28 protein-coding genes are annotated in these 23,166 nt (G+C 73.4%); 9 read left to right on the forward strand and 19 right to left on the reverse strand.

Annotated features, from left to right (window positions below):
- Positions 1–78: 78 nt before the first annotated feature.
- Positions 79–1,575 carry a WS/DGAT domain-containing protein gene (locus BMZ92_RS03465; RefSeq protein ID WP_091504158.1) on the forward strand — a complete coding sequence of 499 codons (1,497 nt, stop codon included), beginning with the start codon at positions 79–81 and terminating at the stop codon, positions 1,573–1,575.
- Here the strand turns inward: BMZ92_RS03465 and BMZ92_RS03470 are convergent.
- Entirely contained in the window at positions 1,536–2,879 is a 1,344-nt protein-coding gene (locus tag BMZ92_RS03470) for a wax ester/triacylglycerol synthase family O-acyltransferase (protein WP_091504159.1), read from the reverse strand. The genes BMZ92_RS03465 and BMZ92_RS03470 overlap by 40 nt on opposite strands.
- A gap of 134 nt (positions 2,880–3,013) precedes the next feature.
- Between BMZ92_RS03470 and hypF the strand changes: the two genes are divergently transcribed.
- The 4 genes from hypF to hypE are packed head-to-tail and all read left to right on the forward strand — an operon-like array spanning position 3,014 to position 7,705.
- Positions 3,014–5,293 (forward strand): carbamoyltransferase HypF, encoded by a 2,280-nt coding sequence (gene hypF / locus BMZ92_RS03475; protein WP_091504160.1) that lies wholly within the window; start codon positions 3,014–3,016, stop codon positions 5,291–5,293.
- 5 nt (positions 5,294–5,298) lie between these two features.
- Positions 5,299–5,550 (forward strand): HypC/HybG/HupF family hydrogenase formation chaperone, encoded by a 252-nt coding sequence (locus BMZ92_RS03480; RefSeq protein WP_091504161.1) that lies wholly within the window; start codon positions 5,299–5,301, stop codon positions 5,548–5,550.
- Positions 5,547–6,656, forward strand: a complete 1,110-nt coding sequence (gene hypD / locus BMZ92_RS03485; protein ID WP_091504162.1) for a hydrogenase formation protein HypD — start codon at positions 5,547–5,549, stop codon at positions 6,654–6,656. The genes BMZ92_RS03480 and hypD overlap by 4 nt, the downstream gene beginning before the upstream one ends.
- On the forward strand, positions 6,653–7,705 hold the full coding sequence (hypE, locus tag BMZ92_RS03490; protein ID WP_091504163.1) for a hydrogenase expression/formation protein HypE: 1,053 nt from the start codon (positions 6,653–6,655) through the stop codon (positions 7,703–7,705). The genes hypD and hypE overlap by 4 nt, the downstream gene beginning before the upstream one ends.
- Here the strand turns inward: hypE and BMZ92_RS03495 are convergent.
- From BMZ92_RS03495 to BMZ92_RS03535, 9 genes are read right to left on the reverse strand one after another with little or no spacing between them, the layout of a single operon-like run.
- Positions 7,688–8,146, reverse strand: a complete 459-nt coding sequence (locus BMZ92_RS03495) for a hydrogenase maturation protease (RefSeq protein ID WP_091504164.1) — start codon at positions 8,144–8,146, stop codon at positions 7,688–7,690. The genes hypE and BMZ92_RS03495 overlap by 18 nt on opposite strands.
- Complete coding sequence (locus BMZ92_RS03500; protein WP_091504165.1) at positions 8,143–9,435, reverse strand: Ni/Fe hydrogenase subunit alpha; 1,293 nt, start codon at positions 9,433–9,435, stop codon at positions 8,143–8,145. The genes BMZ92_RS03495 and BMZ92_RS03500 overlap by 4 nt, the downstream gene beginning before the upstream one ends.
- Positions 9,419–10,186, reverse strand: coding sequence for an NADH-quinone oxidoreductase subunit B family protein (locus BMZ92_RS03505; RefSeq protein WP_091504166.1), 768 nt, complete (start codon positions 10,184–10,186; stop codon positions 9,419–9,421). The genes BMZ92_RS03500 and BMZ92_RS03505 overlap by 17 nt, the downstream gene beginning before the upstream one ends.
- Positions 10,186–11,013, reverse strand: a complete 828-nt coding sequence (locus BMZ92_RS03510) for an FAD/NAD(P)-binding protein (protein ID WP_245782861.1) — start codon at positions 11,011–11,013, stop codon at positions 10,186–10,188. Before BMZ92_RS03510 ends, BMZ92_RS03505 begins: the two co-directional genes overlap by 1 nt.
- Positions 11,010–11,468, reverse strand: a complete 459-nt coding sequence (locus BMZ92_RS03515; RefSeq protein ID WP_091504167.1) for a Crp/Fnr family transcriptional regulator — start codon at positions 11,466–11,468, stop codon at positions 11,010–11,012. Before BMZ92_RS03515 ends, BMZ92_RS03510 begins: the two co-directional genes overlap by 4 nt.
- Positions 11,465–12,565, reverse strand: coding sequence for a 4Fe-4S dicluster domain-containing protein (locus BMZ92_RS03520; protein WP_245782862.1), 1,101 nt, complete (start codon positions 12,563–12,565; stop codon positions 11,465–11,467). The genes BMZ92_RS03515 and BMZ92_RS03520 overlap by 4 nt, the downstream gene beginning before the upstream one ends.
- Positions 12,566–12,571: 6 nt before the next feature.
- Positions 12,572–12,838 (reverse strand): DUF1876 domain-containing protein, encoded by a 267-nt coding sequence (locus tag BMZ92_RS03525; protein ID WP_091504168.1) that lies wholly within the window; start codon positions 12,836–12,838, stop codon positions 12,572–12,574.
- A gap of 48 nt (positions 12,839–12,886) precedes the next feature.
- Positions 12,887–13,483, reverse strand: a complete 597-nt coding sequence (locus tag BMZ92_RS03530; protein WP_091504169.1) for a universal stress protein — start codon at positions 13,481–13,483, stop codon at positions 12,887–12,889.
- 46 nt (positions 13,484–13,529) lie between these two features.
- Positions 13,530–14,483 (reverse strand): Acg family FMN-binding oxidoreductase, encoded by a 954-nt coding sequence (locus BMZ92_RS03535; protein WP_091504346.1) that lies wholly within the window; start codon positions 14,481–14,483, stop codon positions 13,530–13,532.
- A 178-nt stretch (positions 14,484–14,661) separates the two neighbouring features.
- On the opposite strand from BMZ92_RS03535, the gene BMZ92_RS03540 reads away from it, so the two are divergent.
- Positions 14,662–15,312 carry a response regulator gene (locus BMZ92_RS03540; protein ID WP_091504170.1) on the forward strand — a complete coding sequence of 217 codons (651 nt, stop codon included), beginning with the start codon at positions 14,662–14,664 and terminating at the stop codon, positions 15,310–15,312.
- A 2-nt stretch (positions 15,313–15,314) separates the two neighbouring features.
- On the opposite strand, the gene BMZ92_RS03545 is transcribed toward BMZ92_RS03540, so the two are convergent.
- Genes BMZ92_RS03545 through BMZ92_RS03555 form a run of 3 tightly spaced genes read right to left on the reverse strand, consistent with a single transcriptional unit; the run spans position 15,315 to position 18,123 of the window.
- Positions 15,315–16,202: a universal stress protein gene (locus BMZ92_RS03545; RefSeq protein ID WP_091504171.1), complete on the reverse strand. Its 888-nt coding sequence runs from the start codon at positions 16,200–16,202 to the stop codon at positions 15,315–15,317.
- Positions 16,203–16,230: 28 nt separating this feature from the next.
- Positions 16,231–16,746 carry a flavodoxin family protein gene (locus BMZ92_RS03550; RefSeq protein ID WP_091504172.1) on the reverse strand — a complete coding sequence of 172 codons (516 nt, stop codon included), beginning with the start codon at positions 16,744–16,746 and terminating at the stop codon, positions 16,231–16,233.
- A 15-nt stretch (positions 16,747–16,761) separates the two neighbouring features.
- Positions 16,762–18,123: a DUF4389 domain-containing protein gene (locus BMZ92_RS03555; RefSeq protein WP_091504173.1), complete on the reverse strand. Its 1,362-nt coding sequence runs from the start codon at positions 18,121–18,123 to the stop codon at positions 16,762–16,764.
- Positions 18,124–18,291: 168 nt separating this feature from the next.
- Between BMZ92_RS03555 and BMZ92_RS03560 the strand changes: the two genes are divergently transcribed.
- Positions 18,292–19,290 (forward strand): Acg family FMN-binding oxidoreductase, encoded by a 999-nt coding sequence (locus BMZ92_RS03560; RefSeq protein ID WP_091504174.1) that lies wholly within the window; start codon positions 18,292–18,294, stop codon positions 19,288–19,290.
- Positions 19,287–19,520: an SHOCT domain-containing protein gene (locus tag BMZ92_RS03565; protein WP_281245140.1), complete on the forward strand. Its 234-nt coding sequence runs from the start codon at positions 19,287–19,289 to the stop codon at positions 19,518–19,520. The genes BMZ92_RS03560 and BMZ92_RS03565 overlap by 4 nt, the downstream gene beginning before the upstream one ends.
- Before the next feature lie 51 nt (positions 19,521–19,571).
- Here BMZ92_RS03565 and BMZ92_RS37220 read toward each other — a convergent pair whose 3' ends face one another.
- The 6 genes from BMZ92_RS37220 to BMZ92_RS03590 are packed head-to-tail and all read right to left on the reverse strand — an operon-like array spanning position 19,572 to position 22,550.
- Positions 19,572–19,736: a hypothetical protein gene (locus BMZ92_RS37220; protein WP_177228516.1), complete on the reverse strand. Its 165-nt coding sequence runs from the start codon at positions 19,734–19,736 to the stop codon at positions 19,572–19,574.
- A gap of 37 nt (positions 19,737–19,773) precedes the next feature.
- Entirely contained in the window at positions 19,774–20,253 is a 480-nt protein-coding gene (locus BMZ92_RS03570; protein WP_091504176.1) for a universal stress protein, read from the reverse strand.
- Positions 20,250–20,519 carry a DUF1918 domain-containing protein gene (locus BMZ92_RS03575; protein WP_091504177.1) on the reverse strand — a complete coding sequence of 90 codons (270 nt, stop codon included), beginning with the start codon at positions 20,517–20,519 and terminating at the stop codon, positions 20,250–20,252. Before BMZ92_RS03575 ends, BMZ92_RS03570 begins: the two co-directional genes overlap by 4 nt.
- An 11-nt stretch (positions 20,520–20,530) precedes the next feature.
- A complete protein-coding gene (locus BMZ92_RS03580; RefSeq protein ID WP_091504178.1) occupies positions 20,531–21,394 on the reverse strand; it encodes a universal stress protein in 864 nt (287 codons plus the stop codon).
- Positions 21,391–21,984 carry a CBS domain-containing protein gene (locus BMZ92_RS03585; protein WP_091504179.1) on the reverse strand — a complete coding sequence of 198 codons (594 nt, stop codon included), beginning with the start codon at positions 21,982–21,984 and terminating at the stop codon, positions 21,391–21,393. The genes BMZ92_RS03580 and BMZ92_RS03585 overlap by 4 nt, the downstream gene beginning before the upstream one ends.
- On the reverse strand, positions 21,981–22,550 hold the full coding sequence (locus BMZ92_RS03590) for an Rv1733c family protein (RefSeq protein ID WP_143249783.1): 570 nt from the start codon (positions 22,548–22,550) through the stop codon (positions 21,981–21,983). Before BMZ92_RS03590 ends, BMZ92_RS03585 begins: the two co-directional genes overlap by 4 nt.
- Before the next feature lie 130 nt (positions 22,551–22,680).
- Here BMZ92_RS03590 and BMZ92_RS03595 point away from each other — a divergent pair, with 130 nt between their 5' ends.
- A complete protein-coding gene (locus BMZ92_RS03595) occupies positions 22,681–23,097 on the forward strand; it encodes a CBS domain-containing protein (protein WP_091504181.1) in 417 nt (138 codons plus the stop codon).
- Positions 23,098–23,166 lie beyond the last annotated feature (69 nt).

Consider the following 23,166-nt stretch of genomic DNA (forward strand, 5'->3'; position numbering starts at 1 on the left):
GCCCGCAACGAGAGCCGAAGGGCCCTTTGCGCCGGTTCCCCGCGGGCGCACGCTGGCGGTGTGTGGAAGGAGGCCGCGATGACGCGACACAATCCCTCGCTCCGGCGGCCGATGCGCGCCCAGGACCACCTGTGGCTCCACCTCGACACCCCCGTCAACCGGCTCGTCGTGACGTCCGTGCTGTGGACGGCCACCCCGGTCGATCCCGGTGCCCTCCGTTCGGTCCTGGCGGACCGGGTGCTGGCCCGCTACCCGGTCTTCCTGCAGCGGCCCGTGGGCAGGCGGGTCTGGGAGGCCGACCCGGACTTCGACCTCGGCAGGCACTTCACGGTGTCCGCTCTGCCCCCGCCCGGTGACACCGCGACCCTGCGGGAGCACGTCGCGCGGCGGTTGGGAAGCCGACTGGACCTGGACCATCCACTGTGGACCATCGAGTTGCTCCAGGGCTACGGTCCCGGCTCAGCCGTCGTCTCCCGCTTCCACCACGCGATGGCCGACGGGATCCGCCTCACCCAGGTCATGTTCGGCATGCTCGACCCGCTGCGGCCGGACCCCACCCCGCCCGCGCCGGTCGGCGGTACCGCGGTCCGGCACGGCCCCACCGCGCACGCGGCGGCCCGGCTGGCCACGACGGGCGTGCAGCTGCTGACGCGGCTGGGCGAGCACGTGGAGGTGCCGCCCGTCCGCGCCGCGCTGGCGCTGGGCACCCTCGGCGGAGCCGCCGCGCTCGCGGTGACCGGAGCGTTCGTCGAAGGCGTGGCGGGCAGGCTGCCCGGCGGTCCCCGGCGCCTCGCCGGGCACGTGGCGGAACAGGCCGTCACCGCCTGGCACACCGCCGTGGGCGCGAGCCACCTCGTGCGCCCCGCCTACCGGGGCCCGTGGCACGGCGAACCGGGATTGGCCAAGGCAGCCGCGTGGAGCGAGCCCGTCCCGCTGGACCTCGTTCACGGCATCGCGCACCGCACCGGCACGACCGTGAACGACGTCTGCGCGGCGCTGCTGACCGGCGCGCTCGACCGCTACCTGGCCGGACGCGACCACGACCTCCTCCACGACATGCCGTGGATGGTGCCCGTCAGCCTCGAACGGTTCGACGCGGCACTGCCTCCCTTGCTGGGCAACCACTTCGCCCTCGTCCTGGCCGCGCTGCCGCTGGCCAGGGCCGGTTTCCCCGAGCGGCTGCTGGAGGTCCACCGCCGCATGGCGCGGATCCGGGACTCCTACGAGCCACTGGTGAACGTCGGCGTGCAGGACCTGGTGGGCCGCGGTTCCCGCGGCGCGGCGGTCGCGCTGACCCGCTACCTGACCGCCCGCTCGGCAGGCGTGCTCACCAACGTGCCCGGGCCACGCGAGGAGATGGCGCTGGCCGGAGCCCGCGTGCTCGGTGCCGTGGGCTGGGCACCGTGCAGCGGCCGCCAGCCGATCACGGTGTGCATCTTCAGCTACGCCGGGCGGATCCGCTTCGGGTTCGCCACCGACGAGACGCTGATCCCGGATCCGGGGCGGCTGGTGCGGGCCCTGGACGACGAGGTGCGCTACGCCGAAGCCGTGATGGGCGCCACCACCGCCTCGTGACGCCCGTGCACCGCCTCGGCCCGGGCCGACAACGCGGCGATCTCCCGTGCGATGGCGCGGGAGAGCATCCCGCGCTCGGGCACGCCGTCGTGGTCGAGGGTGACGCCGAAGCTCAGCTGGTCGTCGTAGCTGAGCATCGCCACTCCCACCCGCAACCGCAGGGCGATCGGCACGTACGGGTGCAGCGCGAGGACCTTCCGGTCCAGCAGGGACACCCGGCCGCGCGGTCCCGGCACGTTCGTCGCCACCGTCACCACGCTGTGCTGCGGCAGCCGGGCCACGGCACGCACGGCCGCGGCGACCGGGGCGAAGGCCGCCCGTCCCGCCCACCGCACGACCGCGTCTCCCGCTTCGGTCTCCCCGCTGCGCTTGACGGTCGCGAGGCGGCGGTGCACGGCGGCGAGGCGCAACGCCGGATCGGTCAGCTCGACGGGCAGCGTCGGCAGCAGCAGGGACACCCGGTTGCCGGTGGCTGCCCTGTCCGTGGAACCGTGCGTGGAAACGGGGACCAGCGCCCGCACCGTGTCGGTCTCTGGTGTCTCACCCCGCGCCAGCAGCAGTTCACGCAGGCCCGCGGTGATCGCCGCGAGTGCGACGTCGTTCACCGTCGCGCCCAGGGTGTGCCCGATCGCGGCGACCTGCGACAGCGAGGTCTGGACCACTTCGTAACGCCGCTGCCTGCCCAGCCGGCCGGTCAGCGACGACGGTGCGACGGGCACCAGCGCGGACGCGAGCGCGCCGAGCCCTTCCACGGCTTTCGCAGCGGCACGCAGGGCTGGGGTGATCCCTCCGGGTGCCGGCTGCGCGGGCCGCGACGGCTCCGGCGCGCCGCCCGCGAAGACCAGCTCGTGGAGGTGGACGCCGGACACACCGTCGGCGAGGCTGTGGTGCACCTTCGACAGCACCGCCCAGCGCCCGCCCGCCAGCCCTTCCAGCACCCAGAACTCCCACAGCGGCCGGTGGCGCGGCAACCGCTCGGCCATCAACAACGCGACGAGGTCGTACAGCTCCGCCTCCGTGCCGTCTCCGGGGACCCGGGCGCGGTAGAAGTGGCCGGCCGGGTCGAAGTGCGGGTCCTCGGCCCATACGGGCGCGAGCGCGCCGAACGCGGTCCGCACGACCCTGCGCCGGTAGGGCGCGAGCCGCGCGACGAGCGGCGCCATCACGGCGACGACCTCGTCCTGGCGCGGCGCGGGCCCTTCAAGCACCGCGACCGAGCCGATCGCCAGCGCCACCTGCGGATCGGCGTCCTCGATCTCCAGGAACGCCGCCGCCAGCGGGTCGAGCCGGTCGCTGCCGTTCATGATCCACCCCTTCCGCCCGGTACCCACCCACGCTCGTCCGCCGGCGGTGAGCGGTTCCAGGGACCTACGGCCCCCGTTGCCGATGACCTTCCGCCCTGCCCGGCCCAGCCCGCGCCCCGGCAGCGTGGACGGCGATGACGACACGGACGCGGATCGAAGTGCACGGCACCGTGCAGGGTGTCGGATTCCGGCCGTTCGTGTACCGGCTGGCCACGCGTCTCGGTATCGAAGGCGACGTGCGCAACGCCGGCGGCCACGTGGTGGTCCGCGCAGCGGGTGCGGCCGACCCACTGGCGCAGTTCCTGGCCTCTCTGCGGGACTCCGCGCCCCGCCACGCCCGCGTCGAACGGCTGGAGGTGGCGCCCCTGCCCGAGGATGTGACGCTGGGACCGGGGTTCGCGGTCGCCGAGAGCGTGCCGGCCCTTCCACTGGCCGCGCAGCCACCGCCCGATCTGGCGACCTGCCGCGACTGCCTGCGTGAGCTGTTCGACCCCGGCGACCGGCGCTACCGGTACCCCTTCCTCAACTGCACCGCCTGCGGGCCGCGCGCGACGATCGTCGCGGACCTGCCCTACGACAGGGCGAGCACGGCGATGCGCGGATTTCCCCTCTGCCCGGCTTGTGCCGCCGAATATCGCGATCCGGCGGATCGCCGCTTCCACGCCGAGCCGATCGCCTGCCCGGACTGCGGACCGCGCCTGGCGTGGTGGGGCGAGACCCCGGCGCACGGCGAGGACGCGCTGCGGGAGGCGTGCGCGGCGATCGCCGACGGCGGCATTGTCGCGGTGAAGGGCGTCGGGGGTTACCAGCTGGTCTGCGACGCGGGCGCCGCGGACACGGTGTCCCGGCTGCGAGTGGCGAAGAACCGGCCCGCGAAACCGCTCGCGGTCATGGTTCCCGATGTCGACGCCGCGGCCCGGGTGTCGCTTGTGGACAGCGCGGCGCGCGAGCTGCTGACCTCCGCCGCGGCACCGATCGTGCTGGTGCCGCGCCGTCCTGGCGCGCCGGTGGCCGAGGAGGTCACCCCGGGGCTCCGCGAGATCGGCGTGTTCCTGCCTTACACGCCACTGCACCACCTGCTGCTCGCCGAACTGGCGCGGCCTCTCGTGGTCACCAGCGGCAACCGCGGGGGCGAACCGATCATCGTCGACGACGCCGGAGCCCGCGAAGCGCTGGCGCCGGTCTGCGACGGGATCCTCGGCCACGACCGGCCCATCTGGGCCCGCTACGACGATTCCGTCGTGCGCGTCGTGCGTGACCGGCCGCTCGTCGTCCGCCGCGCCCGGGGATACGCGCCGGCCCCGCTGCCGCTCCCGGTCGCCGCACCGGAACCGGTGCTGGCGCTCGGCGCGGAACTCAAGCACACCACGGCACTCGCGGTCGGAGCGGCCGCGGTCGTCGGGCCGCACACCGGCGACCTCGAGGACGCCGCGACGTTCGCCGCCTTCGAGGACGCCGCTCACAAGCTGTGCGAGGTGCCGCGCGTGCAGCCCCGGGTCTGCGCCTGCGACCTGCACCCCGGTTACCTGTCCACCCAGTACGCCCGGCGCTGGCCCGCGGCGAAACGCATCGCTGTGCAGCACCACCACGCGCACGTCGCCGCGACCGCCGCCGAGCACGGCGTCCGCGAGCCGTTCGTGGGTGTCGCGCTCGACGGGCTGGGGCTCGGCGACGACGGCACGTTCTGGGGCGGGGAGGTGCTGCTGGCGACCTTCCGCGGCTATCGGAGGTTCGCCCGGTTCGCCACCGCTCCCCTGCCCGGCGGCGCCGCCGCGATCCGGCGGCCCGCCCGGATGGCGCTCGGCTACCTGTTCGGCGCCGAGGACTTCGGCGAGCGGGTTCCTCCGGAGCTCGCGGAACCCCTGCTGTCGCGGCTCGATCCGCGTGAGGTCGAGGTGGTCCGGACCATGGTCGACCGCGGGCTCAACTGCCCCCTCTCCTCCAGCGCGGGCCGGTTGTTCGACGCCGTCGCCGCACTGCTCGGTGTCTGCGACGACGCCGGGTACGAGGGCGAAGCCGCCGTCCGGCTGGAAGCGGCCGCCGACGGCGGCGCAGGTGCACCACTGGCATGGCGGCTCCACAGGCGCGACGGGCTGTGGGTGTACGACCCGGTGCCGACCCTGCGCGATCTGCTCAGCGCAGGCGGCCCCGCGGCCCGGCTCGCCGCTCGCTTCCACCACACCCTTGTCGAAGTGGTGACCGCCCTCGCCACCGAGGCCGCAGCGGAGCTGGGCACCCGCACCGTGTGCCTGGGCGGCGGGGTGTTCCAGAACGCGCTGCTCACGACCGGTGTGCTCGGCAGCCTCACCGCGGCGGGCCTGGAGGTGTTCACCGGACAGCGGATCCCGGTCAACGACGGTGGTATCAGCTACGGGCAGGCGGCGGTGGCCGCGGCCCGCCTCGCGGGGAGGTGAACGGGATGTGCCTCGGCATTCCCGGCCGGATCACGGAAGTGCGCGACGGGGTGCTGCGCATGGGAACCGTCGACTTCGACGGCATCCGGCGCGAGGTGTGCCTGGCCTACACCCCGTCCGCGGACGTGGGCGACTACGTGGTGGTGCACGTCGGTTTCGCCATCAGCCAGGTCGACGAGGCCGAGGCCGCCAAGACCCTCGCCGTGCTGTCCGCGATCCCCGGCGCGCTCGCGTCGGAGCTCGGGGAGGACGCGTGAAGTACCTCGACGAGTACCGCGACCCGGAGCTCGCCCGGCGGCTGCTGGCGCGGCTGCGCGCCACGACCACGCGCCCGTGGGCGATCATGGAGGTGTGCGGCGGGCAGACGCACACCCTGGTGCGCCAGGGCATCGACGAGCTGCTGCCCGCCGGGATCCGGATGATCCACGGCCCCGGCTGCCCGGTGTGCGTGACCCCGCTGGAGATGATCGACAAGGCCGTCGCGATCGCGGCGCTGCCCGGGGTGATCTTCACGAGCTACGGGGACATGCTCCGCGTGCCGGGCACCACCGGCGACCTGCTCGCGGTCAAGGCCGCGGGCGGCGACGTCCGCGTCGTGTACACACCGCTGGACGCGGTGCGGATCGCGCGGGAGAACCCGGACCGCGAGGTGGTGTTCTTCGCCGTCGGGTTCGAGACCACGGCGCCCGCCAACGCCATGGCCGTGCTGCACGCGGCGGCCACCGGGGTGAGCAACTTCAGCGTGCTCGTCAGCCACGTCCTGGTGCCGCCCGCGATCACCGCGATCCTCGACGATCCGGCGAACCAGGTGCAGGGCTTCCTCGCGGCCGGCCACGTGTGCGCGGTGATGGGCTGGACCGAGTACGAGCCCATCGCCGCCCGCTACCGGGTGCCGATCGTGGTGACCGGGTTCGAGCCGCTCGACCTGCTGGAGGGCATCCTGATGACCGTGCGGCAGCTGGAGTCGGGCCGCGCTGAGGTGGAGAACCAGTACGCGCGTGCGGTACGCCGCTCCGGCAACACCGCCGCCCAGGACGCCGTGCGGCGGGCCTTCCGGGTCACCACGAGGACGTGGCGCGGGATCGGCGACATCCCCGCCTCCGGCCTGGCCTTGGTGCCGGAGCTGGCCGGCTTCGACGCCGACGTTCGCTTCGCCACGACCGGGGTGCGGACCGCGGAGCACCCGGAGTGCATCTCCGGGGCGATCCTGCGCGGGACCGCGCTGCCCACCGACTGCGCGGCCTACGGTGTCCGCTGCACCCCGCGCACCCCGCTGGGCGCGCCGATGGTCTCCGCGGAGGGCACCTGCGCCGCGTTCCACCACGCCGGCCGACGTCCACTGTCCACTTCGGAGGAACGATGACCACGATCGACCCGTTGCGCGCGACCTGCCCCACCCCGGCCGGCGGCTCCGAGCGGGTACTGCTCGGGCACGGCTCCGGCGGTCAGCTCATGGCCGAGCTGCTCGACGACCTCGTCACCGGGAGTCTCGGTGCAACCGGGCCGCTGGAAGACGCCGCACTGGTCGGTCTCGGCGATGTGGAGGTCGTGGTCAGCACCGACTCCTTCGTGGTGACACCCCGGTTCTTCCCCGGCGGGGACATCGGCTCGCTCGCGGTGCACGGCACCGTGAACGACGTGGCCATGCGCGGCGCCCGGCCCGTCGCCCTCGCGCTGGCGTACGTGCTGGAAGAGGGACTGCCGATCGCGGAGCTACGAGAGATCACCGCGTCCGTCGCCGCCGCCGCGGCCGGATGCGGCATCCGGGTCGTCACCGGTGACACCAAGGTGGTGCAGCGCGGCGCCGCGGACGGTCTCTACCTCACCACGACCGGTATCGGGATCCGGCTGGGTGAGACCTGCCCGTCAGCCGCGGCTGGGCGTCCCGGCGACCGCGTGCTGCTGTCCGGGCCCATCGGCTCCCACGGCACCGCGATCCTGTCCGCGCGGGAAGGACTCGGCTTCGAGACCGCGATCTCCTCCGACAGCAGGCCTTTGCACCACCTCGTCAGCGCGATGCTCGACGCCGGTGGCGGAGACGTCCACACGCTGCGCGACCCTACGCGCGGCGGTCTCGCCGGCGCGCTCAACGAGCTCGCCGCCGCCTCGGGCGTCGCGGTCGAGATCGACGAACCCGCGCTGCCCGTGCCCGCCCAGGTGCACGCCGCCTGTGAACTACTCGGCCTCGACCCGTTGCACGTGGCCAACGAAGGATGCCTGGTCGCGTTCGTCGCCCCCCGGTCCGCGGACGCCGTGCTGGCCGCCATGCGGGCGGACCCCGCCGGACGTGACGCCCGTGTCATCGGCACCGTGTCCGCCGCGCCGCGCGGGCGGGTCACCGCGCGCACGCTCGTCGGCTCCTCCCGCATCGTCGACATGCTCGTCGGCGAGCAGTTACCGCGCATCTGCTGAGGCCAGCTCCGCGAGCACCGCGTCGACCACGGCGGGCACCGCGGCCTGGACGACCGGGGAGAGGCCGACGCCGAGGCCGAGGTCCGCGGCCTCGACCGCGAGCACCACCAGCCGTCCCGGCACCCGGCCGAGCGCCTGCCCCAGCAGCAGCGCTTCCGGGATCCCCAGCGCGTGCGAGCTCGCCACCCCCGTGCCGCCGGGCAGATCGTCCACTGTGGAGCGCCAGAGCCTGCCGGGCGTGGCGGGTTCGCACAGGACCGCGTCGACCACGACGGCCAGCGCGGCCCCGGTCCACGCCTCCAGCAGCGAGGCCGGTTCGCCGTCGGACACGACGGCCCGCACACCGGGCAGGTTCCGCGCGGCGACGTCCGCCACCACCGCCGGGCCGATTCCGTCGTCGTGGCGGTACTCGTTGCCGACGCCGATCAGCACCGCCCTCACGTGCGGTCCACGGTGAGTTCGAGGAAGTGCGCCGAGCACGAGATGCAGGGGTCGTGGTTGCGGATGGCCCGTTCGCACAGCGCGGTCAGCTCGGCGTCGGCCAGGTGCAGGTTCGCCGCCGCGACCCGCCGCAGATCCTCCTCGATCGCCGGCTGGTTCTGCGCCGTGGGCGGGACGATCACCGCCGAGCGGATCAGCCCGTCCTCCCCCAGCTCGTACCGGTGGTACAGCAGGCCCCGTGGCGCCTCGCTGACCCCGTGTCCGGTCCCCGCGCGGGGCGCGACGGGCACGAAGGCCCGTGCCGGGCGCTCGTAGTCGCCGATCAGCCGCAGTGCCTCGTCCACCGCGTGGACGACCTCGACCGCCCGCACCACGACGCTGCGGAACGGGTTGCGGCACTCGGCTCCCAGGCCTGCTTCGACCGCGGCCTGCCGCGCGAGCGGGGACAGCGAGCTCGAACTGAACGTGTAGCGCGCGAGCGGCCCGGTCAGGTAGCGGCGGCCGTCGAGCCGGGCGTGCAACGCGGTCGAATGCGGGACCTGCTCCTCGACGACGTGCTCGGGGAACTCCGCGGGGGGAAACACCCCGCCCGTGGTCCGGCGCAGATCACCGCGCTCGATCGCGTACCGGTGGGGTTCCCATGCGGCCAGCAGCTCGTGGTCGAGCTCCAGGTCCGGGAACTCGAACCCGGCCACCCACCGCACCGTCTCGATCGCCTGGTCCAGAGCGCGCCGCAGCTGTTCGGCCAGCGCCACGAAGTCGGCGGGGGCGGGCACGGCGTAGAACCCGCCGACCCTGACGTTGATCGGGTGGATCGCTCTGCCGCCCACCAGCTCCAGGATCGCGTTGCCCGCCTTCTTGAGCTCCAGGCCCCGCTCGACGATCTCGCGGTGGTCCTTCGCGAGCGTGATCGCGTCCGGGTAGCCGAGGAAGTCCGGGGCGTGCAGCAGGTGGATGTGCAGTGCGTGGCTGGAGATCCACTCGCCGCAGTACAGCAGCCTGCGCAGGGCGGCCAGCGGCGGGTCGAGCTCCACGCCGCACGCCTGTTCGAGGGCGTTGCACGCGCTGGTCTGGTACGCCACGGGGCAGATCCCGCAGATCCGCGCGGTGATGTCCGGGGGCTCGGTGTAGGCGCGCCCGCGCAGGAAGGCCTCGAAGAACCGCGGCGGCTCGTAGATGTTCAGCTCGGCCCGCTGCACCTGTCCGTTGTGGACGGTCAGGTGCAGCGCTCCCTCCCCCTCGACGCGTGCCAGCGAGCTGACCTTGAGCTGCCTAGTGCGATGGCTCATCGTGGCTCCCCCGCCCGAACGCGGCGACGTTGAAGGTGGCGAAGACCCGCTCGACCTCGCCCTGGCTCATGCCGCGCGCCCGCAGCAGCGGCAGCAGCGCCGGCACGTTCGGCTCGGCCATCGGCCCGAAGCAGCCGAAGCAGCCGCGCCGGTAGGCCGGGCACAGTGCCCCGCACCCGGCCTGGGTGACCGGACCCAGGCACGGCGTGCCGTCGGCGACCATGACGCACGTGAGGCCACGCCGCTTGCACTCGGTGCACACGCTCGTCCGCGGCGTCGCGGGCTCCCGCCCGGCGAGCAGCGCACACAGGGTCTCCAGCAGCTGGCCGCGGTCGATCGGGCAGCCACGCAGCTCGAAGTCGACCCGCACGTGCTCCGAGGCCGGGGTCGAGGTGGCGAGCGTGTCGATGTACTCGGGCCGCGCGTACACCACGGACGTGAACTCGCGGACGTCGGCGAAGTTTCGCAGCGCCTGGATCCCGCCCGCCGTAGCGCAGGCCCCGATCGCCACCAGCACCCGCGACTGCTCGCGGATCTCGTGGATGCGCCGCTCGTCGGCGGGCGTCGTGATCGACCCTTCCACCAATGAGACGTCATAGGGCCCTGGCACCACCGCGCTGGACGCTTCCAGGAAGTGCGCGATCGTGATCTCGCCCGCCAGCGCGAGCAGCTCGTCCTCGCAGTCCAGCAGCGTCAGCTGGCAGCCGTCACAAGAGGCGAACTTCCAGACGGCCAGTGTCGGCTTGCCCATCACAGCTCCCGCACCTTCAGCAGCGGCCCGGCGACGTCGTAGGTCACCACCGGACCGTCACGGCACACCAGCAGCGGACCGAGCTGGCAGTGCCCGCACTGCCCGGCGCCGCACTTCATGTTGCGTTCCAGCGAAACCTGGATGTCGCGGGCCGCGACTCCCCTGCCCTGCAGCGTCCGCGCGCAGAACCGCATCATCGGTTCCGGGCCGCACAGCAGCGCCGTGGTACCCGCGGGTTCGAGGTCGAGTGCCGCCAGTGGTTCGGTCACGAACCCCACGCCGCCGGCCCAGCCGGGCCCCGGCACGTCCACCGTCCGGCACACGTCGATGTCCTCGTGCCAGGCCCACGCGTTGAGCTGGTGGCGGTAGAGGAACTCCCGGGGCGTCCTGGCACCCGCCACCAGCACGACGTGCCGGTAGGACGCCCGGTCAGCGAGTGCGGCGAGGACGACGGGGCGCAGTGGCGCCAGCCCGAGCCCGCCCGCGACGACGACGAGGTCCCTGCCTCGTACCGACGCGAGGTCCCATCCCGTGCCGAAGGGGCCGCGCACGCCCAGCACCGCGCCCGGTGGCGTGTCGTGCAAGGCACGGCTCACGGCGCCCACCGCACGGATCGTGTGGGTGGTTGTACCGTCCGATGTGGACGGATCACCGCTGACCGAGATCGCCACCTCGCCGACGCCGTGCGCGTAGAGCATCATGAACTGCCCCGGCCGCGAGCGCGGCAGCGCGTCGCGCACCGGCTCCAGGCACACGGTCACCGCGTCGTGGGTCTCGGTCACCCGGTTCGCGACGCGGTGCGGGACGGGGATCATCGCCGCGGTCACGCCCGATCACCGGGGTTGCCGTAGAGGTCCAGCAGGCGGGCGCGGGTGGCCTGCAGCCTGCCGGACAGCACCTCCACCACCGCCGTCGCCAGGCGGTAGCCGAAGGCGGGGTGCCGCTCGGCGAGCGCGCGGAGCCGGGCGGCGTCCAGCCGCACCGCGGACACCGGCTGGACGGCCGTCGCGTCGAAGTGCCAGTGGTACGGGGGCACCAGCCAGGACCAGCCCAGCAGGTCACCGCGCCCGAGGGTCTGGATCACCACGTCGCCCCGGCCGGGCACCGCGGTGGTCAGCTCGACCAGCCCGCTGGAGAGGATCCAGCAGGCGTCGGCGGGTTCGTCGGTGGAGAACAGCCGCTCGCCGGCGGTGTAGCTCACCTCGGCGGCGGCTTCCGCGATGAGCCCTCGCTCCTCCGGCGTCAGCCCGCCGAACAGCGGCAGGGTGGCGAGGTCGGTCATGACCGCTCCTGCCCGGCGTACCGCGCGAGCGCGGCGGCCTCCTCGGTGATGTCGATCCCCGCCGGGCACCACGCGATGCAGCGGCCGCAGCCGACGCAGCCCGAGGTGCCGAACTGGTCGTGCCAGGTGCCGAGCTTGTGGCTCATCCACTGCCGGTAGCGGCTCTCCCCCGAGGTGCGCACGCTGCCGCCGTGCAGGTACGAGAAGTCCAGCTCGAAACACGAAGCCCAGTGCTGCCAGCGTTCCGCGTGCTGTCCGGACAGATCCGTGACGTCCTCGGTGGTGGTGCAGAAGCAGGTCGGGCAGACCATCGTGCAGTTGGCACACGTCAGGCAGCGGCTCGCGACGTCCTCCCAGTGCGGTGACTCGCGTGACTCGCGCATCAGCGCCCGCAGATCACCGGGCGGCATCTGCCGTCCCATCGCGCCGGCCGCCGCCTCGACGGCGCCGGCCGCGGCCCGTACCTCGGAGGCGGGAGCTTCGTGGTGCGGCACCAGAGCGAGGACCTCGGCGCCCTCGGCGCTGCCTGCCTCGGTCACGAAGTGGTGGGTGCCGCCGTCGATCCGCTCGGTGAGCGCGAGGTCGTACCCGCTCGTGGCGCCAGGGCCGGTGCCCATCGAGGCGCAGAAGCACACGCCACCGGGCTCGGTGCAGTTCGCCGCGATCACGAACACCTGCCGACGCCGCCGGGCGAAGGACTCGTCGGGGAACGCGCCCCGCCCCAGCACTCCGTTCAGGACGCCGATCGCCGCCAGGTCGCACGCGCGTACGCCGAGGAACGCGTAGCGCGGTGCCTCCCCGTGATCCGGCTCGAAGTCACCGGACCACAGACGCCGCCGCGGCGGATGGAGAAAACGCTTCCACGACTGCGGGCCGGCCGAGTGCCCGAACAGCGCGCCGTCCTCGCGCCGCCGCAGCGCGTACCGGCCCGGCGCGGCGTCGACACCCCAGCCGGCGGGCAGGCACCGCACCGAGTCCACTTCGGCCAGCACGATCGCGTCGTCGCGGACGGTCGGCCCGATCACCTGGTACCCGCGCTCGCCCAGCACCCGGATCAAGCGGTCGAGCCCGTCCAGGTCCAGCACCACCGTCGCCACGGTGCCTCACCGTCCGAGGTGGACTTCGCGGTGGGTGATGGCTTCGATGTCCGCCGCGGTCGCGTCGAGCAACCGGTGGGCGAGGTCGGCCAGCGCGCGGGACACCGCGAGCTCGTCGCCGATCTCCGGCACGTCGGCGTCACGGGGGTTCAGCCGGGCCAGGCCGGTACCGGCCAAGCCCGTGTCGTCCGGGTTGTGCAGCCGGGCCTGGGCACGGGTGCGGTTGTCGTGCTCGTCGATGAAGACGTCGACGCGCCAGCGCTTCTCACGCATTTTCTTCCTCCTCCTGGCTCGCGGTTCCCTCGTGTCCGGTGTGGACGATCACGACAGGGCACTCGTGAGCCGACGACGACCAGCAGCCGCTGCTCGTCCCGGCCCACGGCCTCCCAGTCGATGCCGGTCGGCAACGAACGCCACAGCGGCCTCGGCGGGCTGGAACCCGTCCACTCCCACCACGACCGCGCCGCGCGCGTGCGGCTCACCGCCGCGGACCACGGGGCCGTGTGCGTGAACCGCGACGCTGCTGGAGACCGGACCCATCAGCATGCCGCGGAACCCACCGAAGCCACGGGAACCCAGCGCCACCATGAGTGCGTGGGCCGAAGCCGCTACGAGCTCGCCCGTCGGCGGTCCGACCTTCAGTTCCGTCTCGACCCGGGTCCGCGCCGCCGCCTCGCGCGCCTGCACCTTCGCCAGGTGCAGCCGGTGGTGGCCCTGCTCGACGGGGGTCTCGGTCAGGCCGTGCCTGCTGCCCGCGGTGATGTGCGGGCCCAGCGAAGGCAAGTCGCAGGTGTGGAACAGGTGCACCGGAACGTGGCGGCGCGCCCCCTCTCTCGCCGCCCGTGCGACTGCGCGGGACGCGGAAGCCGATCCGCCGACGCCCACGAGGATCGCGCGTTGTGCTGCTGTCTCACCCATGCGGGCCAGAGTGGCGCCACGTTTCGCGTTCCGGCAGGGTCCGGGGTCACCGGCGGCGGGGACCAAGGCCCGTACCGGAACCTGCCGCCGCGCGCTGCGCCGTCAGTACCCCGTTGACCGGGTAGCCCAACCGCAGGAACGCCTGCGGGTGTCCCGCCAGGCCGAGTCGTGCGATGAGCCCGGCCCGCACCTCGTGCAGCTGCAGCGGCTGGGTCAGCACCGAGCCGACCAGGCCGTTCGCCACCGCGGTCAACCAGACCTGCTGCAACGCGCGCCCGGCGAGCACGTGGTCGCGCCGGGCGTCGTCGGGGGTCAGCACCAGCAGCAGCTGCTCCCTGGCGAGGCGCTCGGCCAGGGTGATCGTGTCGGGCAGGTGGCTGTCGGCGCGCACCAGCCCGCTCCACGGCAGCGTCGGCTCGAGCGGCAGTGGGTCGCGGAACTGGTCGGACCACGCGGACAGCTCGCGCTGGTAGGCCCGGTCGGCGCGCAGCACCCGCCCCGCGTAGCCGAGCAGTTCGGCCAGCGCAGGGGACTCCCGGTCGGCGTGCACCGGCCGGATCTGCGTGCCCGCGACACCGGCGGCCGCCACGAGCGCGGCGACTTCGTGCCTGGCCAGCCGCTGCAGCGCGAACGGTGCGCGGTAGCTGCGCCGCCGGTAGATCGCGCTGTAGCGGTTCACCTCGTCCTCGGTCGCCGGTTCCCGTCCGCGGGCGGCGACGCGGGCGACCAGGTCCGGGCGGGCGCCGTCGGGGAACAGGGTCACCTCCGCGCGCCGGCCGAGTGCGCGCACGGCAAGCTCCACATTGGTCAGCACGGCGCCGCAGGAGATCATCCGGTCGCGCCCGCTCGGGTCGTGCCGCGGCAGCCGGGCCTCGAACCGCTCGTACACCTCGGCTCCGTCCGGGTGGATCTCCACCGCCCACGGCATGCTGTTGTGCACCGACGGCGCGTTCGCCGCCGCGCGCGCGAGCACTCCCACCTCGATGTCCGACCAGGTCATCGTGACCACCCTCCCGTTTCCTCCGCCGCCAGCGTTCGCGTGCGGCGAGGGGGACGACAGAGCCCCGCTGCCTACCGAAGAGATGACCTTGGTCCCCGAAGCCGGGGACCAAACGCCACGCCGCCGGGACAAGGGGTGGTCCTAACCTGGATGACGACCGAGCGGAAAGGTGAGGACTGTGATCTCGATCTTCCTGGTCGACGACCACGAGGTCGTCCGCCGCGGCGTGGCCGACCTGCTCGAGACCGATCCGGGCCTCAAGGTCATCGGTGAGGCGTCGAACGCCGCGCAGGCGCTCGCGCGCATTCCCGCTCTCCGCCCCGACGTGGCGTTGCTCGACGTGCGCCTGCCCGACGGCAACGGGGTCGAGCTGTGCCGCGAGCTGCGCTCGAAGCTGCCCGACCTCAACGTGCTGATGCTGACCTCCTACACCGACGAGGAGGCCATGCTCAACGCCATCCTCGCCGGGGCAGGCGGCTACGTCATCAAGGACATCCAGGGCCTGCAGCTGATCTCGGCGGTGCGGGAGATCGGCGCGGGCCGGTCACTGCTGGACAACCGCGCGGCCGCGACCCTGATGGCCAAGCTGCGTGCCGACGCGGCCGACCACGGCCCGCTCGCGCACCTCAGCGAGCAGGAGCGCACCCTGCTCGAGCTCATCGGCGAGGGCCTGACGAACCGGCAGATCGCCGGGCGCATGTTCCTCGCGGAGAAGACCGTGAAGAACTACGTCTCGCGCCTGCTCGCCAAGCTGGGTCTCGAACGCCGCACCCAGGCCGCCGTGCTGGCGACCAAGCTGCACGAGCGCCGGCACCCCGACGGGGACTGATCTCAGCCGGCCCCGTCGGCCGCCGGATCCAGCCGGGCGCCCTCCCGCCAGTGCCGCACGACTTCCGCGGAACGGATCACGGCGACCGGACTCGCCGCCTGGCCGGCCACGTGCGTGCTCGTCGAGCCCAGCAGCAGCCGCGCGAATCCCGTGTGCCCCCGCGCGCCGACCACCAGCAGCCTGGCGTGCTCGCCGAACTGCAAGAGGGTCTCGCCCGCCGGTCCGCGCAGCACGAGGTGCTCGACGGGTACCTGGGGGAACTCGCCCGCGATCGGGGCGAGCTCAGCCGCGAGGGCCGCTCGTGCGCGTTCGTGGACGCCCGCCGAGTTCGTGGTGCCCAGCGCACGCCACACCCGCAGCGCGGTGACCGGTGCTCCGTGCGCCGCGGCCCACAGGAACGCGAACCGGGCGGCGGGGGCGCACTCGGGCCACCCGTTGAGCCCGACGACCACCGGCCCCGTCGCCGGTGCCCGGTCGCGCACCACCACGACCGGGCACAAGGCCTTCATCGCGAGCGCCAGCCCTGCCGAGCCCAGCAGCAGGCGGCTGACGCTGTGCGCTCCGCGCGAGCCCAGGACCGCCTGCCGCGCCCCGCTCGACTCGGCCAGCAGCACCTTCCGCACGTCACCGGCACGCAGCCGGCTCGCCACCCGCACACCGGGAGCCGCCAGCGACGCCACGACCTCCGCCTCGCGCAGGTGGGCAGTGCCCTGTTCACGCTGCTGGACCGCGCGCAGCTCCCGGGCCGCGTAGCTCTGCCCGCCCGGGGAGTACGCGTGCACGAGGGTCAGCGGCTCCCCCGTCGACCGCGCCTCCTCGGCTGCCCAGCGAACGGCCGCCAGTGCCGACGCGGAACCGTCGACGCCCACCACCACACCGCTGGTGTTCATCCGCCTCGCCCCTCGAAGTCGCGACGCATCACGGCTTGGCGGTCATCTCGGCCGCGATCGCCGTGCCCCAGCCCCACGCGCGTTCCCGTTCGCCGCCGGCGAGGGCGGGCGGCTCGGCTGTGGTGACGAAGAAGCTCTCCGGCTTGCAGATGATCCGGACGTGGCGTCGCTCCAGCGCCTTGGCCGCCCCGGCCGCCGCGGAACCGACGAGCCAGCGCGGCTTGTCGAGCCGGGTGTCGAAGGTGACGGCGAGCAGGCCCGCCGGTACCGGCTTCAGCGAAGCGATCCACTCCCGCACGCCCCCGCGGGAGCACACGCCGTCCTTCGCCTGCTCGGCGGCGGACTTGCGGGTCGCGGGCCGGCTCATGCCGTGGACGTGGGTGGGGCCGCCGACGACGAGCAGGTCGAACTCCGCGAGGTCGCCGGGCGCGTCATCGACGTTGACGACCTTCGCGCTGACCTCGGGCGCCATTCCTCCCGCGACGGCCTTGGCGACCGCCTCGGTGTTGCCGAACATCGACTCGTACACGATGAGCGCACGCATCGGTCCTCTCCTTTCCTACAGGTTCTGGAGTTGCTTCGACGCCCGGTGCACCGGCACCGCGACGAGGACGGCCCCACCGGCCAGCAGCACCGCGCCGGTGACCAGCACGCCCGTGGCGATCCAGCCGAGACCGGGTGCCGTGGCCCCGATTTCGGCCCGCACAGCGAGCCCGGGAGCGCCGTTCAGGTTCATCACCACGAGCGTCCAGTCGCCGCCGGTGGCCGGCAGGCGCACGGTCTGCGTACCGGTGCCGCTCGCGCGGGCGGTCCAGATCCTGGTGTCCTGCGGCGGAACGGCGGGCGCACTTCCATTGTGGACAGTCGTGTCCCGGCCGGACAGCCCGCGCAGGGTCACGTAGTTCACCCCGGCGAGGTAGTCGCGCACCTGCCCGGCGGGCGCGACGCCGACGAACACAGCGCTCGCGGGATCGGCCGCCGCGACGCGGACCCGCACGTCCCCGACCGCGGCGGTGAACGGAACGGGACCGGACGGCTCGGTGATCAAGGCGTATGTGCCCGTGGTGAACGTGTTCGACGCCGACAGGTAGCCGTCGGCGTCCCGGCCGGTCCGATCCGCCCACAGCAGCGCGGCCCCGCCGGTCAGCAGACCCATCGCGGTCAGCGCCAGCACCGCCCCGGCGACCACGGACACGACGCGCCCGGCCGTCCAGCGGTGCTGCGACGGGCGTGCCTCGTGGGGACCGCCCAGCGATCCGCCGGTGTCCTCACCACCCAGGTCGAGCCGGAACGGCGGGTACTCGTCGGTCATCAGGGCCAGGTAGGCGCCGACGCGGATGACCCACCGGTCCATGCCGACGACGAAGTCGTGGATCGGCCGCGGGTAGCGGCCGGTGAACAGCAGCACCACCGCGGCGACGAGCACCAGGACGCCGACCAGCCCGCCCGCGGCCCAGTCGAAGTTCCCGCCGCGGTCCGTTCCGGCGAGCCACACCCCGCCGCCGACGAACAGTCCGGTCACGACCAGGTGCGGGAACGCCAGCAGCCACTTCACCAGCACCAGCCCGTGCGACAGGCGCTCCGGGTAGGCCACGTCGAGCCGCGCCGGGTACTCCGGCACCTCGGCGAGGGTGAAGGGCGGGTACTGGTCGGTGCCGAGCGCGGCGTAGGCGTAGTACTGCACCCGCCACGTCCAGCGGAGGACTCCCACGTTGAAGTCGAAGATCGCCCTCGGGTAGCGGCCGGTGAACAGGATCGCGAAGAACGCGACCACGGTCAGCGCGGCGAAGGCGAACCACAGGAACGCCAGCACGAAGTAGTGCGGCAGGGCCAGCAGCCACTTCACCAGCCACAGCCACCGGGACAGCACGGGGTCCGGTCTCGCTTCCACCCGGACCGGGTACGGCGCGGGAGCGGTCATCGGGAGCCACCTCCTTCGAAGTCCCCCCGACCGTGCGCGCCGCGGCAGGGGCGGGGCCAGGCACCAAGGTCCCCGGTGCTCGGGAACTTCGGCTCTGCTCCACCTCGCCCCCGGGCTGCGAGATTCGGGCCGTAGGCCGTCATCCGCAGACCGAGGCAGGTTTTTTCGATGGACCGTGGCTTTCCCGACACCCAGACCGTCGAAGCGGCGATCGCCCTCGCGGTCCGCGCGCCGTCGTTGCACAACTCGCAGCCGTGGCGCTGGCGAGTGGGCGACCGCAGCGTGCACCTCTACGCCGACCGCACCCGGCTGCTGCCCGAGACCGACCCGCAGGGCCGGGACCTCCTGCTCAGCTGCGGTGCGGCGCTGCACCACCTGCGCACCGGGTTCGCCGCGCTGGGCTGGCGCGCCCAGGTGCACCGGCTGCCCAACCCCGCCGACCCCGACCACCTCGCCGCGGTCGAGCTGCACCGGCATGACGCGTCCGAACAGGACATCGAGCTCGCCGCCGCGATCCCGCGGCGGCGCAGCGACCGGCGCCGCCACAGCTCCTGGCCCGTGCCGGACGAGGACGTCCAGCTGATGGCCCGGCGCGCCGCGGCCGAAGGCACCTTTCTCAGCACCAGCGACGGATCGGCCCGCTACCACCTGTGGCGCGCCATCGTCACGGCCGCGCGGCACCACGAGCACGATCCCGCGTACCGGGCCGAGCTCGCCGAGTGGAGCGGCCGCCACGCCGCACCCGACGGAGTCCCGAGTGCGAACACGCCCGCGCCGGATCCGAAACCGGGAGCACTGCCCGGCCGCCGGTTCGCCGATCCTCGGCTGGCGCAGCCCGCCGACGCCGACGGGGAGGCGGACGAGACGATGCTGCTCGTCCTGGGCACCACCTCCGACGACCGGATGTCCCAGCTGCGGGCCGGCGAGGCGACCAGCGCGGTCCTGCTGACCGCGACCGCGCTGGGGCTCGCCACCTGCCCGCTGAGCGAACCGCTGGAAGTCGCGGACACCCGGGAGATCCTGCGCACCCGCGTGACCGGCGGCAGCTACCCCCAGATGGTGCTGCGGGTCGGCTGGGCCCCGATCAACGCCGACCCGCTGCCCGCGACACCCCGGCGCGACCTCGCCGAGGTCCTGGCGCCCCTGGACCGTCCCGTCCGCCGATGAGGAGCGACGAAATGCCGTACTGGAACCACATGAACGCCGGCTGGGGACTGCCGGCACTCCTGCTGTCGGTGCTGTTGGCGGTCACCCTCGTCGTACTGGTGGCCGTCCTGCTGCGGGGCAGCCGCGCCCGGCCCGAGGACAAGGCGCTGCGCATCCTCGACGAGCGCTTCGCGCGCGGGGAGATCGACCAGGAGGAGTACGAACGGCGGCGTGCCGCGCTGCTCGAATGACGAGAACCGCCGCCGGGACACCACGGATCCCGGCGGCGGTCGCCGCTGTCGTCACTCGTCTTCGTCGTCGTGCTTGTCCTGCTTCTCCCGCTTCTGCGTGGCCAAGTACACCCGGATGGCCCGCTCGGCGAGCTCCTCCGTGCTGTGCGACGAGACGCGGTTCTTCGCCGACTCCTTCGCCTCGCGGGTGGCGTTGGCGCTTTCCCTGTCGTTCATGACACCTCTCCTGTCCCTTGTGGACACCGTGGACGAATCAGACGATCGGCCCGGCTTCGTAGCCGAGGGAGCCCATCACCTCGCGCTCGGCCTCCGCGGCCTTCGCGGGCAGGACCACCACCGGGCACGTCGCGTCCCGCAGGCACTTCGCGCTGACCGAACCGACCAGCGCCCGCACCAGCCTCCCGTGCCCGTGCCTGCCCACCACGAGCAGGTCCGCGTCCCGGGCCGCCGCCAGCAGCACGTCGGCCGGATCGCCCTCGACGACCTCCGCCCGGGTGGGTACGCCGGGCACGCGCACGGCGTCGACGAACTTCGCCTGCGCGCGCCGGTGTGCTTCGGCCATCTCCTGGGCCGTGCTCTGCACCGCACCGAGGTCGAGCACGGGGAGGTAGGACCAGGCCGTGACCGCGTGCACCGCACCGCCGGTCAGCTCGGCCTGGCGCACCGCCCACCGCAACGCGGCGGCGCTCATCGGCGAACCGTCCACGCCGACCACGATCTTGTGTTCGCTCATGATGCCCTCCTCGTCCGGAAGATCTCCTGCTGCACGGCCAGGAACCGCCTGCGCTGCCTCTCCTCTGCGGCGGCGAGCTCGTCCGGTGTCAGCACCTGGGCGTCGGCACCGGGGAAGAAGGTCGAGACGTGGTCGTCGTGCACCCAGTGCACGACGTAGGGTGGTGCTCCGTCGGGAGCGGTCACCTCGACGATCCGGCCGCGCTGTTCCGCCGCACCGACCGTGCGGCTCTTGACGACGATCCAGTCGCCCGTCCTCGCCCGCATCGCCGCGCTCCTCAACCGCGGGCGACGAGCACGGGGCAGCCGCCGTGCTGGACCAGGGCCTGGCTCACCGAACCCAGCAACAGCCCCGTGAACCCGCCGCGGCCGCGGCTGCCGACGACGACCATCCTCGCGCTCCGGCTCCAGTCCAGCAGCCGCTGACGCGGCTTGTCCTCCTCGACGACGCGGCGGACCTCGACGTCGGGGAATTTCTCCCGCCAGCCCGCGAGTGCCTCCGCGAGGACCCGGTTCGCCTTCTCCCGCAACGGTTCGAAGTCGAACGGCGCCATCGCTTCGGCGAACACCCGGCCCGGGTCGGCGTCGGCCCACACGTGCACCGCCACCAGGGGCACGCCGTGGACGGCAGCCTCCTCGAAGGCCAGTGCCAGCACCGCTTCCGAAGCCGGTCCGCCGTCCACCCCGGCCACCACCGGGGCCGTGCCCGCCCGGTCCTCACCCCGCACCACGGCCACGGGGCAATGCGCGTGGGCTGTCAGCGCCGTGGCCACCGAGCCGACGACGAGGTCACCCAGCACCCCGCGGCCGGCGGAACCCACGACGAGCATCGTCGCGTCCTCCGACCGCCGCAGCAGCAACGGCACCGGGGAGTCCAGAACGGACTCCTGCTCGACCACCGGGTGGTGCTCGCGGTGCCCGGCCGCCGCCGCGGCCTCCCGCACGATCTCCTCCGCTTCGAGGCGGCGCGAGTCCAGCCAGTCCCGGGGCGGGAGCGCTTCGCCGTAGAACGCGTCCGGGATGCCGAACCCGTTGACCACGTGCAGGGGCAAGTGGCGCAGCGCGGCCTCCTCGGCCGCCCACTCGACGGCGCGCAGCGACTGCCGGGTTCCGTCCACTCCGACGACGACCGGGGCGTTCATGCCTTTTCCTCCTGGTGCTCGATTTCTCCCACGTAGCACCGTGCGCGGATCACGCCCGGTACCCCTTCCGCGAGGATCACGGCGACCTCGCGGTCCTTGTCGCTGTCGAACCGGTCGAGGATGGTGGCCTCGCCGTCACGGACGTCGACGATCCACCGGTCCCCGCCGCCGAACACGGCCAGCCGGCCGCGGACGTCGTTCGCCAGTGCCTCGTCCGGGCGGGCCAGCACGCGCAGGAAATCCCTGCGGGTGACCACGCCGGCCAGCTTGCCCCGGTCGACCACCGGCAGGCAGCGCAGGTGCTCGTCGAGCATCAGCCGTGCCAGCCGTGCCGCGTCGTCGTCGACGTCGACGGTCCGCACCGGGGCCGTCATGAGCTCGGCCACGGTGTGCGCCGGGCGGCGCGGCTCGCCGGGGAACCGGTCGGCGATGAAGTCGGCCTCGGTCGCGATGCCGGTGACCCGGTTGTCGTCGTCCACCACCGGCAGCGCGGTGAAGCCGCGCTCGGCCAGCAGCTGCCCGGCGATCCTGACGTCCTCGGCGGTGTGGATGGCGACCACGGGTGCGGTCATGATGTCGCGTGCTCTCACGGGGTCCTCCTCAGGTGTAGTACCGCCCACTCCCGGTCCCACAGCGCGCGCCGGTGCCGGTCCAGCAGGGCGCGGGAGGCGAGGAACGCACCGCCGACGACCGCGGAGAACCCCAGCCAGGTCATCAGCGCGGTCATGACCCCGACCACGACGAGATCTCCCGGCTGCGGCGGTGGCGCCACCGGGTTTCCGGTCGCGTCGAGCCAGACCGGCACCCGCGTGCCTTTCGCCGTACCGCGGTCGGCGGAGATCGTCCCGGTGCGTTCGCTGCCATCGGCCAGCTGCCACGCCGCTACGACCGCGGCCCGGCTGTCGAGGGGAACTCCTTGGGGTGTAACGGCTTCAGGTGGGGCGTCGGCCAGCAGCACCGCGGTCGCGGGCCGCCGGTCCGTCGCGGCCTCGGCCGCGCGCCGGTCGGCGTAGGTCTGTGAGCCGAACGCGCAGGCGAACGGGACCGCCGCGAGAACCAGCGCCACCACGAAGACGAGCAGCGCGCTCTCCAGCCGGTCCACCGGCCGCACGAGCGGGTTCGGCGTCACGTGTGCCGTTCTCCACCACCGTTTCATGCCTCGAAGGTTCCGCACCGCACGGGTGGCGGCGAAGGGTCGTTGGTCCTTTCCGGCGGTGCCCGAGGCCCTGTCCCGGTCAGCACTGGTGCCTCTGTTCCGGCGGCCGTGCGGGCGCGAAGCTCGGGTCATGCGAGCGAGCGACATCATGAGCAGCCCGGTGTTCGGCGTCACCGCCGATGCCGGCATCGAGGAAGCGGCCGCGCTGATGCTGGAGCGCGGGTTCACCACGCTGCCGGTGGTCACCGGCGAAGGGCGGCTGCTCGGTGTGGTGACCGAGGCGGACCTCGTCGGCGCCCGGTTCGTGCCCGGCGCCCGAGGCGAGCCCGCTCCCGACAGCGGCACGATCCCCGGCCTCGCACCGAGGCGCGTCCGGCAGCTCGTGCACACCGTTCCACCGGTGCCCGTCACCACGGAGCTGACGGACGTCATCGCGATCATGGTCGACTCGGGTCGCCGCTGCGTGCCCGTGGTGGCCGACGGGAACCGCCTGGTGGGCATGATCAGCTGGCGGGACGTGCTGGCGCAGTTGCTCCCGCGCACCTGAGGAAGGGCGCGGGAGCGGCAGCGGATCGCCCGTTTCCCGTACGGACGATGACGGGGAGGAACTGGGGGA

The organism is Amycolatopsis sacchari (assembly GCF_900114035.1).
Taxonomy (GTDB): Bacteria; Actinomycetota; Actinomycetes; order Mycobacteriales; family Pseudonocardiaceae; genus Amycolatopsis_E; species Amycolatopsis_E sacchari.